Annotated in this window: 13 protein-coding genes; 4 read left to right on the forward strand and 9 right to left on the reverse strand. The window is 70.5% G+C overall.

All coding sequences use genetic code 11. From position 1 onward, the window contains the following. Positions 1-153 precede the first annotated feature (153 nt). Together ACZ562_RS30290 and ACZ562_RS30295 are read right to left on the reverse strand one after the other, a co-directional pair. Positions 154-276: a hypothetical protein gene (locus ACZ562_RS30290; protein WP_471185517.1), complete on the reverse strand. Its 123-nt coding sequence runs from the start codon at positions 274-276 to the stop codon at positions 154-156. A gap of 44 nt (positions 277-320) precedes the next feature. Then, complete coding sequence (locus ACZ562_RS30295) at positions 321-509, reverse strand: hypothetical protein (protein ID WP_471185679.1); 189 nt, start codon at positions 507-509, stop codon at positions 321-323. 81 nt (positions 510-590) lie between these two features. Here ACZ562_RS30295 and rlmN point away from each other — a divergent pair, with 81 nt between their 5' ends. From rlmN to ACZ562_RS30315, 4 genes are all read left to right on the forward strand, one after another. Next, complete coding sequence (gene rlmN / locus ACZ562_RS30300) at positions 591-1,697, forward strand: dual-specificity RNA methyltransferase RlmN (protein ID WP_471185519.1); 1,107 nt, start codon at positions 591-593, stop codon at positions 1,695-1,697. Between the two features lie 224 nt (positions 1,698-1,921). Continuing rightward, positions 1,922-3,013 (forward strand): thiamine ABC transporter substrate-binding protein, encoded by a 1,092-nt coding sequence (locus ACZ562_RS30305; RefSeq protein ID WP_471185520.1) that lies wholly within the window; start codon positions 1,922-1,924, stop codon positions 3,011-3,013. Next, positions 2,989-4,668 (forward strand): ABC transporter permease, encoded by a 1,680-nt coding sequence (locus ACZ562_RS30310; RefSeq protein WP_471185522.1) that lies wholly within the window; start codon positions 2,989-2,991, stop codon positions 4,666-4,668. Before ACZ562_RS30305 ends, ACZ562_RS30310 begins: the two co-directional genes overlap by 25 nt. Next, the gene (locus ACZ562_RS30315) at positions 4,668-5,702 is read left to right on the forward strand and encodes an ABC transporter ATP-binding protein (RefSeq protein ID WP_471185524.1); all 1,035 of its coding nucleotides are present in this window, start codon (positions 4,668-4,670) and stop codon (positions 5,700-5,702) included. The genes ACZ562_RS30310 and ACZ562_RS30315 overlap by 1 nt, the downstream gene beginning before the upstream one ends. Before the next feature lie 166 nt (positions 5,703-5,868). Here ACZ562_RS30315 and ACZ562_RS30320 read toward each other — a convergent pair whose 3' ends face one another. The 7 genes from ACZ562_RS30320 to ACZ562_RS30350 all read right to left on the reverse strand — a co-directional run bounded on the left by ACZ562_RS30320 (position 5,869) and on the right by ACZ562_RS30350 (position 12,533). Further along, the gene (locus ACZ562_RS30320) at positions 5,869-6,564 is read right to left on the reverse strand and encodes an LAETG motif-containing sortase-dependent surface protein (RefSeq protein ID WP_471185526.1); all 696 of its coding nucleotides are present in this window, start codon (positions 6,562-6,564) and stop codon (positions 5,869-5,871) included. Positions 6,565-6,724: 160 nt separating this feature from the next. Further along, entirely contained in the window at positions 6,725-7,849 is a 1,125-nt protein-coding gene (locus tag ACZ562_RS30325) for an LOG family protein (RefSeq protein ID WP_471185529.1), read from the reverse strand. A gap of 24 nt (positions 7,850-7,873) precedes the next feature. After that, on the reverse strand, positions 7,874-8,281 hold the full coding sequence (locus ACZ562_RS30330) for a VOC family protein (protein ID WP_471185531.1): 408 nt from the start codon (positions 8,279-8,281) through the stop codon (positions 7,874-7,876). A 112-nt stretch (positions 8,282-8,393) separates the two neighbouring features. Beyond that, the gene (locus tag ACZ562_RS30335; protein ID WP_471185533.1) at positions 8,394-9,728 is read right to left on the reverse strand and encodes a hypothetical protein; all 1,335 of its coding nucleotides are present in this window, start codon (positions 9,726-9,728) and stop codon (positions 8,394-8,396) included. Continuing rightward, a complete protein-coding gene (locus tag ACZ562_RS30340) occupies positions 9,710-10,450 on the reverse strand; it encodes an ABC transporter ATP-binding protein (protein WP_471185536.1) in 741 nt (246 codons plus the stop codon). The genes ACZ562_RS30335 and ACZ562_RS30340 overlap by 19 nt, the downstream gene beginning before the upstream one ends. A gap of 200 nt (positions 10,451-10,650) precedes the next feature. Then, positions 10,651-12,015: an aspartate aminotransferase family protein gene (locus ACZ562_RS30345; RefSeq protein WP_471185538.1), complete on the reverse strand. Its 1,365-nt coding sequence runs from the start codon at positions 12,013-12,015 to the stop codon at positions 10,651-10,653. Positions 12,016-12,017: 2 nt separating this feature from the next. Then, complete coding sequence (locus ACZ562_RS30350) at positions 12,018-12,533, reverse strand: Lrp/AsnC family transcriptional regulator (RefSeq protein ID WP_471185540.1); 516 nt, start codon at positions 12,531-12,533, stop codon at positions 12,018-12,020. Between the last annotated feature and the right edge of the window lie 151 nt (positions 12,534-12,684).

Genomic DNA, 12,684 nt, shown 5'->3' on the forward strand with positions numbered 1-12,684 from the left:
GGGAAGGAAAGAGAAAAAGCCAGCTGGGGTGCCCCCCCCCCCCTCCCCCCCCCCCCCCCCCCCCCCCCCCCCCCCCCCCCCCCCCCCCCCCCCCCCCCCCACGGCGGGGGAGCGCCGAACGCCTTCGCTGCGGAGCCGGACGTGAGTATGTGGTCATCGTTCTGGTCCTCGTCCGGTCGCGGCTTCGCTGAACTCCCACGCCGCAGGACAGCCTTCGGGGGACAGGCCGGGGAGGTCGTTGTCGCCGCTCGGCTGCCGCCAGGTGTTCGCGCTCATGTCACCCTCTCCTCGCTGTGCTCGGCGCCGATCTGCTTCACCGGTCACTGCCGCCAGTCTCCCCGTGCCCGTCGCCGGTCATCGCGGATCCGCTCCTGCCGGTCTCGGCGGCGGACGAAGTCGCCCGGTTCGAGATCACCTTCCATGAACCGCCCGGCCACGAGGCCGAGGGCGCCCAGCCCCAGCACCAGCAGAAAAGCCCAGAAGTCACCGAAATACGCGGCGAAACCCAGCGCCGTTCCGGCCCGCGGGTGACCACCCCCACCCCGCTCTGGCCTGGGCTACCCGAGTCGATCTGCCACACTGGACGGGTTATGCCTGCACCCGGAGAACTCACTTTCGTCGCCCCCCGCGGAGCCAAGAAGCCGCCGCGGCATCTTGCCGATCTCACGCCTGCCGAGCGCAAGGACGCCGTCGCCGCGGTCGGCGAGAAGGCGTTTCGTGCCAAGCAGCTCTCGCAGCACTACTTCGCGCGGTACGCGCACGACCCGGAGCAGTGGACCGACATCCCGGCCGGCTCCCGGGGCAAGCTGCGGGAGGCGCTGCTTCCGGAGCTGATGACCGTCGTCCGGCATCTGTCGACCGACCAGGAGACCACCCGCAAGACGCTGTGGCGGCTGTTCGACGGGACGCTCGTCGAGTCGGTGCTCATGCGCTATCCGGACCGGGTGACGATGTGCATCAGCTCCCAGGCCGGGTGCGGGATGAACTGCCCGTTCTGCGCGACCGGGCAGGCGGGGCTGGACCGGAACCTGTCCACCGCCGAGATCGTGCACCAGATCGTGGACGGAATGCGGGCGCTCAGGGACGGGGAGATTCCCGGTGGTTCCGCGCGGCTGTCCAACATCGTCTTCATGGGCATGGGCGAGCCCCTCGCCAACTACAACCGGGTGGTCGGCGCGATCCGCCGGCTCACCGACCCCGAGCCCGACGGCCTCGGGCTGTCCCAGCGCGGCATCACGGTGTCGACGGTCGGCCTCGTCCCGGCCATCCACCGCTTCTCCGACGAGGGCTTCAAGTGCCGGCTCGCCATCTCGCTGCACGCTCCGGACGACGAGCTGCGCGACACCCTCGTCCCGGTGAACACGCGGTGGAAGGTGCGCGAGGTGCTGGACGCCGGATGGGAGTACGCCGCCAAGTCGGGGCGCCGGCTGTCCATCGAGTACGCGCTGATCAGGGACATCAACGACCAGGCCTGGCGCGGTGACCGGCTCGGCCGGCTGCTCAAGGGCAAGCCGGTGCACGTCAACCTGATCCCGCTCAACCCGACGCCGGGCTCCAAATGGACCGCTTCCCGGCCCGAGGACGAGAAGGCTTTCGTGGCGGCGATCGCCGCCCACGGCGTGCCGGTGACCATCAGGGACACCCGCGGTCAGGAGATCGACGGGGCGTGTGGTCAGCTCGCCGCGACCGAGAGGTAGTCTGACCGGCGTAGGGACAACTTCATAGTCTCGACATCTTCATCATCCGACAGGGGAGCGCCACAGCGCTGAGAGTGCGGGAAAGACCGCAGACCCTCTGAACCTTGCCCAGGTCATTCTGGGTAGGAAGTTCGGTCACCACTCAAGCTGTTGCGCCCTGCCCGGGAACTGTCAGAGGTCCCGGGCAGGGCCGCGTCTCTTCCTGGTCAGCCAGGAGGAATTCAGTGAGCACCACCAAGAAGTTCGCGGCCGTGGCCGTCGGCCTGGGCCTGGTCACGCTGCCCGCGCTGTCCGCGTGCGGGTCGTCGTCCGACTCGGGCAGCGGCGGCTCCGACTCCAAGAGCGTGACGCTCGTCAGCCACGACTCGTGGGCCGTGTCCAAGAGTGTGCTCGCGGACTTCGAGAAGCAGTCCGGCTACGAGGTCAGGGTCCTGAAGGACGGCGACGCCGGGCAGGCCGTCAACAAGGCCATCCTCACCAAGGACAACCCGCAGGGCGACGTCTTCTTCGGCGTCGACAACACCCTGCTCTCGCGCGCGCTCGACAACGGGCTGTTCCAGTCGTACGAGCCGAAGGGCTCCGGCCTGGTCAAGGCGGAGTACCGCGCCGACGGGGACAAGCACCGGGTCACGCCGATCGACACCGGCGACATCTGCGTCAACTACGACAAGGCGTACTTCAGCGAGCACAAGCTGACCCCGCCGGCCTCCCTCGACGACCTGGTCAAGCCCGAGTACAAGAACCTTCTCGTCACCGAGAACGCCTCCACCTCCTCGCCCGGCCTCGGCTTCCTGCTCGGGACCGCGGCCCGGTACGGCGACGACGGCTGGCAGGACTACTGGACGAAGCTGAAGGCCAACGGCGTGAAGGTCGTCGACGGCTGGGAGCAGGCCTACAACGAGGAGTTCTCCGGCTCCGCGGGCGGCAAGAAGGCCAAGGCCGACCGGCCGCTCGTCGTCTCGTACGCCTCCTCGCCGCCCGCCGAGGTGATCTACGCCGACCCCAAGCCGACCACCGCGCCCACCGGCGTCGCGACCGGTACCTGCTTCCGCCAGGTCGAGTACGCGGGGCTGCTGAGCAACGCCAAGAACGCCAAGGGCGGCAAGGCGCTCCTCGACTTCCTGATCACCAAGGAGTTCCAGGAGGACATGCCGCTCAACATGTTCGTCTACCCGGTGCGCGAGGGCGCCCAGGTGCCGGCGGAGTTCACGAAGTACGGGCCGCAGGCCGAGGATCCCGAGACCATGGACCCGGCGAAGATCGCCGACAACCGTGACCAGTGGGTCAAGTCGTGGACCTCGCTCGTACTGAAGTAGCCCCCAGGAAGGGCGCAGGCGCCAAGCGGAGCGCGGCGGCGCGGCTCGGGCTCATCGCCGTGCCCGTCGCGTTCTTCGCGGTGTTCTTCGCCTACCCCGTCGCCGCGATCGTCGCGCGCGGTCTCAGGGCCGACGGGGTCTGGCAGCTCGGCCGGATCACGGACGTGCTCGGCCAGTCCGGCATCCGGCACGTCCTGTGGTTCACCACCTGGCAGGCGCTCGCCTCCACGGCGCTCACCCTTCTGATCGCGCTGCCCGGCGCCTATGTCTTCGCCCGCCTCGACTTCCCCGGCAAGCAGCTCCTGCGGGCCGTGGTGACCGTCCCCTTCGTGCTGCCGACGGTCGTCGTCGGCACGGCGTTCCTGGCACTCGTGGGGCGTGGCGGGCTGCTCGACGAGCTGTGGGGCGTGCGCCTTGACACCACGGTGTGGGCGATCCTGCTCGCACACGTCTTCTTCAACTACGCGGTCGTCGTACGGACGGTCGGCGGGCTCTGGTCGCAGCTCGACCCCCGTCAGGAGGAGGCCGCGCGGATGCTCGGCGCCTCGCGGTTCGCGGCCTGGCGGAAGGTCACGCTGGCCGCGCTCGGGCCCGCCGTGGCCGCCGCCGCGCTCATGGTGTTCCTGTTCACCTTCACGTCGTTCGGTGTGGTGCAGATCCTGGGCGGGCCGACCTTCTCGACGCTGGAGGTCGAGATCTACCGGCAGACCTCGGAGATCTTCGACCTGTCCACGGCCGCCGTGCTGACGCTGATCCAGTTCGCGGCGGTGGGCGCGGTCCTCGCCCTGCACGCCTGGACCGTACGGCGGCGGGAGACCGCCCTGCGCCTCGTCGACGCGTCCGTGACCGCGCGGCGGCCGCGGGGGGCCGCTCAGTGGGCGCTGCTCGCCGGTGTCCTCGCCTCGATCGTGGTGCTGCTCGTGCTGCCGCCGGCCGTGCTTGTGCAGCGTTCCTTCGACGCGCCGGACTTTGGCTACTACAGGGCCCTGACCAGCGACGACGGCGGTCTCTTCCTTGTCGCGCCGATCGAGGCGATCGGGAACTCGCTGGAGTACGCAGTCGTCGCCACCGTCATCGCCGTGGTGATCGGGGGTCTCGCCGCCGTCGCCCTGACCCGGCGGGACGCGGGTCGGCTGGTGCGGGGCTTCGACGCGCTGCTGATGCTGCCGCTCGGGGTGTCCGCGGTGACCGTCGGGTTCGGCTTCCTGATCGCGCTCGACGAGCCGCCGCTGGACCTGCGCAGCTCCTGGATCCTGGTGCCGCTGGCGCAGGCGCTGGTCGGCGTGCCCTTCGTCGTACGGACCATGCTGCCGGTGCTGCGGGCCGTGGATGCGCGCCTGCGGGAGGCGGCCGCCGTGCTCGGGGCGTCGCCGTGGCGGGTGTGGCGTGAGGTCGATCTGCCGATGGTGCGGCGGGCGCTGCTGATCGCGGCCGGGTTCGCCTTCGCGGTGTCGCTCGGGGAGTTCGGGGCGACGGTGTTCATCGCGCGGCCCGACAACCCGACGCTGCCGGTCGCGGTGGCGCGGCTGCTAGGGCGGGCGGGTGAGCTCAACTACGGCCAGGCGATGGCCCTTTCGACGATTCTCATGGTGGTGTGCGCCGTGGCGCTGCTGGTCCTCGAGCGGCTCCGTACCGACCGGACCGGGGAGTTCTGATGCTGCTGAGTCTGGAAGACGCGACCGTGCGGTTCGCCGGGCGGGCCGTGCTCGACACGGTCCGTCTGGACGTCGCCGAGCACGAGGTCGTGTGCGTGCTCGGACCCAGCGGCAGCGGCAAGTCGACGCTGTTGCGGGCGGTGGCCGGGCTGCAACCGCTGGACGGCGGGCGGGTGCTGCTCGACGGGCGCGACCAGGCGCGGGTGCCCGCGCACCGGCGCGGGGTCGGGCTCATGTTCCAGGACCATCAGCTGTTCCCGCAGCGGGACGTGGGCGGCAACGTCGCCTTCGGGCTGCGTATGCGCGGAGCGTCGAAGGAGCAGCAGGACGCCCGGGTACGCGAGTTGCTGGACCTGGTCGGACTGCCGGGTGCGGCGCGCCGGGCCGTCGCCGAGCTGTCCGGTGGTGAGCAGCAGCGGGTGGCGCTGGCCCGCGCGCTCGCCCCCCGGCCGCGGCTGCTGATGCTGGACGAGCCGCTCGGACAGCTCGACCGCTCGTTGCGTGAGCGGCTGGTGGTCGAACTGCGGGAGCTCTTCGGACGGTTGGGGACGACCGTGCTCGCCGTCACGCACGACCAGGGCGAGGCGTTCGCCCTCGCCGACAGGGTCGTGGTGATGCGGGACGGGCGGATCGCCCAGTCCGGCACGCCCCTGGAGGTCTGGCAGCGGCCGGCGGACGAGTTCGTGGCCCGCTTCCTCGGCTTCGACAACGTGGTCGAGGGGACCGTCGGCGGGGAGGCCGCGGTCACGCCGTGGGGCAAGCTGCCGGTCCCGTCGGGCGCGCCGGACGGCACGCGCACACTGCTCGTCCGGCCTGCCGGAGTTCGGCTCGTGCCGGCCGGCGAGGGCCTGCGCTGCACGGTCGCCGCACGCACGTTCAAGGGCACCCACGTCGCCGTACGTCTGCAGCCCGAGGACGGGCCGCGGCTCGAAGCGGCCTGCGCGCTGCGGGAGGCACCGGAGGTCGGGGACACGGTCGGGGTCGAGTTCGAGGCGGCGGACATCGTGGTGCTCGGGCAGGCGGCCGGCGCGTAGGGTGCGGGACAGGGCGCCGCTCTCGTACGACCGCTACGACAGCCCGGAGCCGGAGGTGCTCGGGGAGCGGGAGCTGCCGGAGTTCCGGCTGGAGCGGGCCACGTTCGGCTGACACGCGAACGGCCCGTCCCGGTGAGGGGACGGGCCGCGGACGCGTTCGGGCGGATCAGCGGGAGTTGTTCGTCCCACGACGGCGCAGGCCGAAGAAGACGGCGCCGCCGCCGACGGCGACGAGGGCGATCGCGATGCCGGCGATGATCCCGGTGTTGGAGCCGGCACCGGTCTCGGCGAGGTTCGAGTCACCGGCCGCGGCCGAGGGCGCGTTGCTCGACGAGATGTCCGCGGGCGCGGTGCTGCCGCTCTCCGAGGCCGATGGGGTCGGGGTCCCGGACTCCTCGTCGGCCGGGGCAGAGGCGGACTCCGAGGGCGACGGCGTGTCCGACGGCTTCCCGGTGTCCTCCTTCTTGCAGGCGACGGACGGGGTGGTCAGGTTCGGCTTGATGTCCTCGTCGACCTCGTCACCGGCCTTGACGTGGATGCGGTAGACGGCGTTCGGCTTCCAGTTCTCGGCGAAGGTGATCGTGACGCCTTCGGGTGAGCCCTTGACCTCCTGCTCGCCCACCTTCTTCACATCGGCGCCGTTGTTCTCGAGGAAGACGGAGACGGTCGCCGGGGTACCGGAGCGGTCCACGTCGGTGACGGTGATGACGCCCTTCTTGCCGTCGCACTTGGCTTCGGCGGAGAACTCGTTGATGTTGCAGGCCAGCGCGTTTCCGGCGGCACCGAGCGCGAGGGCGGCCGACGCGGAGGCGATACCGAGGACGCGCACGGAACGACGTGCGGTGCGGCGGGTTATGGACACGTTTGCCCTTCACGGGTTGTGCAACTGAGGGGGGTCCAGGGGGAGATGACGCGACAGTGAGGTGAGGCTTCACCACCCCCAGCAGTCTCACAGGTTTATAAGCGCTCCATAAGCACTGTCAATGCATATGCCTCTCAAGCACATCGGCTTTGCCCTCTCATTAACCGCCGAGACGTTTCAACGCCTCCGGAGCCTCCTCGATCCGGTCAACCAGGGCGATTCGATCCTCCATCGAACGCTCCCGGGCGAGCGCCCGCAGGAGCGGCCAGGCGGGCAGCCGCTCCGTCCAGTGCGCCCGGTTCACGAGAACCATTGGCGTAGGCTCGCCCCGCGACTCGTAGTAGTTCGGCGTCGCGTTGTCGAAGATCTCCTGTACGGTCCCGGCGGCGCCCGGCAGAAAGACGACACCCGCGTTGGAGCGGGCCAGCAGGCCGTCCTCGCGGGTGGCGTTGGCGAAGTACTTGGCGATGTGCGCGGCGAACGGGTTCGGTGGCTCGTGGCCGTAGAACCAGGTGGGGATGCCGACCGAGGCGCCACCCCCCGGCCAGGTGTCGCGCACCTCGAAGGCGGCGCTCGCCCAGTCGGTGACGGAGGGACTGAACGACGGTGCCTTGGCGAGGAGTTGCAGCGCCTGGGGCAGCATGCCGTCCTCGAACGGGGCCGCGTAGGCGCCGAGGTTCGCCGCCTCCATCGCGCCGGGGCCGCCGCCGGTGGCCACCGTGAAGCCGGATCGGGCCAGTTCACGGCCGAGGCGGGCGGCACCCGCGTACTCCTCCGTGCCGCGCGCCATCGCGTGGCCGCCCATGACACCCACGACCCGGGCGCCGACGAGGAGTTCGTCGAGCGCGTCCGAGATCGCGTCGTCGTGGACCGCGCGAAGCATGGACGAGAAGATGTCACCGTCCGCCTTGGTCCGCTGGAACCAGGCGTACGCCAGCGCGTCCGATGTCGCCTCGTAGCCCTTGTCGAGGGAAGCGAACAACTCGTCGGGAGAGTAGACGAAACCGCGGTACGGGTCGAAGGGGAGACCCGGCACGGGCGGGAAGACCAGGGCCCCGGCGCCCCGGACCTTCGCCTCCGCCTCGGGCGCCATCCGGCAGCCGAGGAACACGGAACCGGAGAAGTCAACGGACAGGAGTACGTCCGTACGGTCCGTCAGATCCACTGCCTGGACGCGGTGGTGGGCCAGTGTGCCGTGCGCGGAGACGAGCTCGTCGAACTCGGCGAGGGACTCGATGTCGCGGTCGTGGGAGCCGTCGTACGGCTGGGCGGGTATCGGGTGCACCCGCCCATGCTTGCACGCCCTTCGTCAGCTCTGGACGGCCGCCGGGTCCATCCACATGACCTCCCAGGTGTGGCCGTCCGGGTCGTCGAAGGCGCGGCCGTACATGAAGCCGTGGTCCTGCGTCTCGCCGCTGGCCGTGCCGCCGGCCGCGATCGCCTTGTCGACCAGCTCGTCGACCTTCTCGCGGCTCTCGGCGCTCAGACACAGCAGGACCTCGCTGGTCCTCGTGGAGTCCGCGATCTCCTTCTTCGTGAAGTCCGCGTAGCGCTGCTTGCTCAGCAGCATCGCGATGATGGTGTCGCTGATCACGACGCAGGCGCAGTCGTCGGTGGTGAACTGCGGATTGATCGTGTAGCCGAGCTGCGTGAAGAACTTCTTCGCGGCGTCGACGTCGTTCACGGCCAGGTTCACGAAGATCATCTGCTGGTACATGCGAGGTCTCCCATCGGTTTCGTGCGGTTCGCCGGGGTAGACCGGCGGCCGGTGCGGAACTCATCGGTGTCCGGGGAAATCGTTCGCGGGAGTCTGCAACGACGCGGGGTCTTCAGCGGGCCAGCGGAAGCGCCGCAAGCTGGGCGACGGCCAGGGTGAGCGGTGCGAACACGGTGAGCAGCGCGCCGGCCCGGAGGGCGGCGACACCGCGCAGCATCGCGGCCGGAGCGCCGAGCCGCAGCAGCGCGGCGGTGGTGTCGGCGCGGGCCTGCTTGGCTTCGAGGGCGGCGGTGAGCAGGGTGGCGACGGTGCAGCCGCTCACCAGGAGTGCGCCGAGTGTGGTCAGCGGACCGAACGTCGGGCCGGCGGCGTCGTACAGCGCGGTCACGGCGTACGCCGCGGACGCCACCGCGCAGACGACTCCGAGGGGGCGGCCGATGCGGGTGGCTTCCGCCATGAGGATGCGGCCGGCCAGCAGGCGCAGCGGGCCGGGGCGGGCGGCCTGGAGGAGGTGGCCGCAGAGGTGGGTGAGGCCGGGGCCGGCCAGGGCGAGGCCGAGGGCGGTGACAAGCCAGCCGACGAGGACGGCGGGGGCGGTGGCGGTGCCGCCGGGGAGGGTGAGGCCGGGGGCGGTTCCGGCTTGGATCGCGTAGGCCTCTACGGCCAGGCCTGCGGCGAGTACGGCGATGCCCCAGGGGAGGCCGTCCGGTGCGGTGCTCGGGGCTGGGGGGTGAGGGAAGCCGGGTGCGGGGGCGGCGCCGGCCGGGGCTGCCGCCGAGGTGTCGGCCGCGCCGCTCGGCGCTGACGGAGTGCCGCTCTTCTGTGGGACGGGGATGGGCGCCGCTCCTGCGGGACGATCGCCCGCAGCCTGACGGCCGGTTCTGTCCATGGCCGGACGGGCGCTGTCCCGCAGACGGGTTCCGAATCTCCCGGTCGCCCCGCGCGGCCGCAGTGTCACCGACACCGCCACCGACGCGATCGCCGGTACCAGGGACAGCAGGGTCAGGGCACCTGGCAGCGGCAGGGGCCTGTCCGCGGCCAGCGACCGCGCGGCCGCGCCGTCGAAGGGCAGGCCCGTCAGGTCGCCGCGCAGGTGGAGGAAGACGAGGAGGGCCACCATCGAGCCGAGGGTGCAGGACAGGGCGGTCGTCGTGGCCGAGAACGCCATCAGGCGGGCGGGGCCCAGGCCGATCGCCGCGAGGCCGGGGCGCGGCCTGGTGCCCGGATCGGTGCGGGCCACCGCGACGGCGAGGTACACCGTGGCGGCCAGCGGGGTCAGGCACCAGGCGAGGCGGAGGAGCGAGGCGGCGGGGTCGTCCGGGTGGCTGAGCGCGTGGCCGAGGGTGCACAGGAACAAAAAGCCCGTGCCCGCCGACGCGGCCGCCACCAGCAGGCGGCGCAGCTGTACGGCGGGGTGGGCGCCGCGGGTCAGACGGAGAGCGAGCACGCGGCCCGGCCTTCCGTCTCGGCGACGGGGGGCAGGTGCACTGTGTTCACGCACCGGCCGTCCAGCAGCGACACCGTGCGGTCGGCGAGGGCCGCGGTCTCCGCGTCGTGGGTGGCCAGCACCACGGTGATGCCGTGCGAGCGGGCCGCCGTGGTGAGGGTGCGCAGGACATGCGCGCGGTCCGCGCGATGAAGGGGCGCTGTCGGCTCGTCGGCGAACAGGATCGAGGGGGCGGGAGCGAGGGCCCGGGCGATGCAGACGCGCTGGCGCTCGGCCTGGTGCAGTTGGTGCGGGCGTTTGCGGGTGCTGTTGCCGATGTCGAGGCGCTCCAGCCACTCCAGCGCGGCCGTCTTGGCCCGGCGCCGGCTCGTGCCGCGCAGCATCAGGGGGAGGGCCGCGTTCTCCCAGACGTTGAGTTCGGGGACGAGCACGGGGGCCGGGTCGATCCAGCCGAAGCGGTCGCGGCGCAGCCGTTCACGGGTGAGCGTGCCCATCGTGTGCACGGGCACGCTGTTGAACCAGACCTCGCCGCGCTGCGCCGGCGTCAGGCCGGACAGGCACTGCAGCAGGGTGGTCTTGCCGCTGCCCCGGGGCCCGCTGACAGCGAGGATCTCGCCCTCCCGGACACCGAGCGAGACGCCGCTGAGCGCGGGGGAGCCGTCGTTGTGCTGGAAGTGCAGGGCTCGTGCCCAGAGCACGTCGTTGTCGGGCGGGGCCACCATGGGCGTCACCTCGGTTCGGATCAGATATGCCGTGCGCGAATTGCGAAATCCCCCGTGCGGGGGAACGAAGGCAGGGCCGATCGGTCACTCGGCACGCTAGGCAGTCCGCGAGGGGACGCCGGACAGCACGCGGCCCCGAGCCGCCCTTTCTCACTCGAATGGGCGGCACCGGGGCCGGAACTGATCACAGCGTCAGCTGATCACAGCTTCGTCCACGCCTCCGTCAGCGTCGCGCGCAGGATCTGCTCGATCTCGTCGAACGTCCCCTGATCGGAGATCAGCGGCGGGGCGAGCTGGACGACCGGGTCGCCGCGGTCGTCGGCACGGCAGTACAGGCCGTTCTCGAAGAGGGCCTTGGAGAGGAAGCCGTACAGGACGCGCTCGGTCTCCTCGTCGTCGAACGACTCCTTCGTCGCCTTGTCCTTGACAAGCTCGATGCCGTAGAAGAAGCCGTTGCCGCGCACGTCGCCGACGATCGGCAGGTCGTGCAGCTTCTCCAGGGTCGAGCGGAAGGCGCCCTCGTTGTCGAGCACGTGCTGGTTGAGGTTCTCGCGCTCGAACAGGTCGAGGTTGGCGAGGCCGACCGCGGCCGACACGGGGTGGCCGCCGAAGGTGTAGCCGTGCAGGAAGGTGTTGTCGCCCTTGTAGAACGGCTCGGCGAGGCGGTCGGAGATGATGCACGCGCCGATGGGGGAGTAGCCCGAGGTCATGCCCTTGGCGCAGGTGATCATGTCCGGGACGTAGTCGAACTTGTCGCAGGCGAACATCGTGCCCAGGCGGCCGAAGGCGCAGATGACCTCGTCCGAGACCAGCAGGACGTCGTACTTGTCGCAGATCTCGCGGACCCGCCGGAAGTAGCCGGGCGGCGGCGGGAAGCAGCCGCCGGCGTTCTGCACCGGCTCCAGGAAGACCGCGGCGACGGTGTCCGGTCCCTCGAAGAGGATCTGCTGCTCGATCTGGTCGGCGGCCCAGCGGCCGAAGGCCTCGGGGTCGTCGCCGAAGATCGGGGCACGGTAGATGTTGGTGTTCGGGACCTTGTGCGCGCCCGGCACCAGCGGCTCGAAGGGGGCCTTCAGGCCCGGCAGGCCGGTGATGGACAGGGCGCCCTGCGGGGTGCCGTGGTAGGCGACCGCGCGGGAGATGACCTTGTACTTGGTGGGCTTGCCGGTCAGCTTGAAGTACTGCTTGGCGAGCTTCCAGGCGGTCTCGACGGCCTCGCCGCCGCCGGTCGTGAAGAAGACCTTGTTCAGGTCGCCCGGCGCGTGGTCCGCGAGACGCTCCGCCAGCTCGACGGCCTTCGGGTGGGCGTAGGACCACACCGGGAAGAACGCCAGCTCCTGCGCCTGCTTGAAGGCGGTCTCGGCGAGCTCCGTGCGGCCGTGACCGGCCTGGACCACGAACAGACCCGCGAGACCGTCGAGGTAGCGCTTGCCCTTGTCGTCGTAGATGTAGGTGCCCTCACCCCGGACGATGGTCGGGACGGGGGAGTTCTCGTACGAGGACATGCGGGTGAAGTGCATCCACAGGTGGTCGTACGCGGTCTTGCTGAGGTCCTTGCTGCTCACGGCTATCGGGTTCCCCACATATAGGTCTGCTTCTTGAGCTTGAGGTAGACGAAGCTCTCGGTGGAGCGCACTCCGGGGATGGCCCGGATGCGTTTGTTGATGACGTCCAGGAGGTGGTCGTCGTCCTCGCAGACGATCTCCACCATCAGGTCGAAGGAGCCTGCGGTCATCACCACGTACTCGCATTCGGACATCGTGGTCAGCGCGTCGGCCACGGACTCCACGTCGCCCTCGACGTGTATGCCGACCATCGCCTGCCGGCGGAAGCCCACGGTGAGCGGGTCCGTGACGGCGACGATCTGCATCACGCCCTGGTCGAGCAGCTTCTGGACGCGCTGACGCACGGCCGCCTCGGACAGGCCGACGGCCTTGCCGATCGCGGCGTACGGCCGGCGGCCGTCCTCCTGGAGCTGCTCGATGATGGCGAGGGAGACGGCATCCAGCTGGGGAGTGCCGTTCCTGGACTCGCGGGAGTCCCTGGGGTCTGCGCTTCGACTGGCCACGGGGTCACTGTGCACGACGTCTTGACCGTTCCGCAAGGCCGCAGCGATGAAATCCGTTGTTTACGTGTCTGAGACCTACGGATTTCGCAGCCGTGTGGCGATCAGGGGTGTTGAAAACGTGGGCGCGGCGATTAGGGTGGGTGTCTCAGTGACTGGACAGTTCGAA

The sequence above is a fragment of the Streptomyces sp. NPDC040410 genome (assembly GCF_055595715.1).

Bases quoted from the DNA above. Each gene is read 5' to 3' on its own strand.
- ACZ562_RS30290 (WP_471185517.1), bottom strand. From the start codon at position 276: ATGAGCGCGAACACCTGGCGGCAGCCGAGCGGCGACAACGACCTCCCC.
- ACZ562_RS30330 (WP_471185531.1), bottom strand. From the start codon at position 8,281: ATGTACCAGCAGATGATCTTCGTGAACCTGGCCGTGAACGACGTCGAC.
- ACZ562_RS30340 (WP_471185536.1), bottom strand. From the start codon at position 10,450: ATGGTGGCCCCGCCCGACAACGACGTGCTCTGGGCACGAGCCCTGCAC.
- rlmN (WP_471185519.1), top strand. From the start codon at position 591: ATGCCTGCACCCGGAGAACTCACTTTCGTCGCCCCCCGCGGAGCCAAG.
- ACZ562_RS30315 (WP_471185524.1), top strand. From the start codon at position 4,668: ATGCTGCTGAGTCTGGAAGACGCGACCGTGCGGTTCGCCGGGCGGGCC.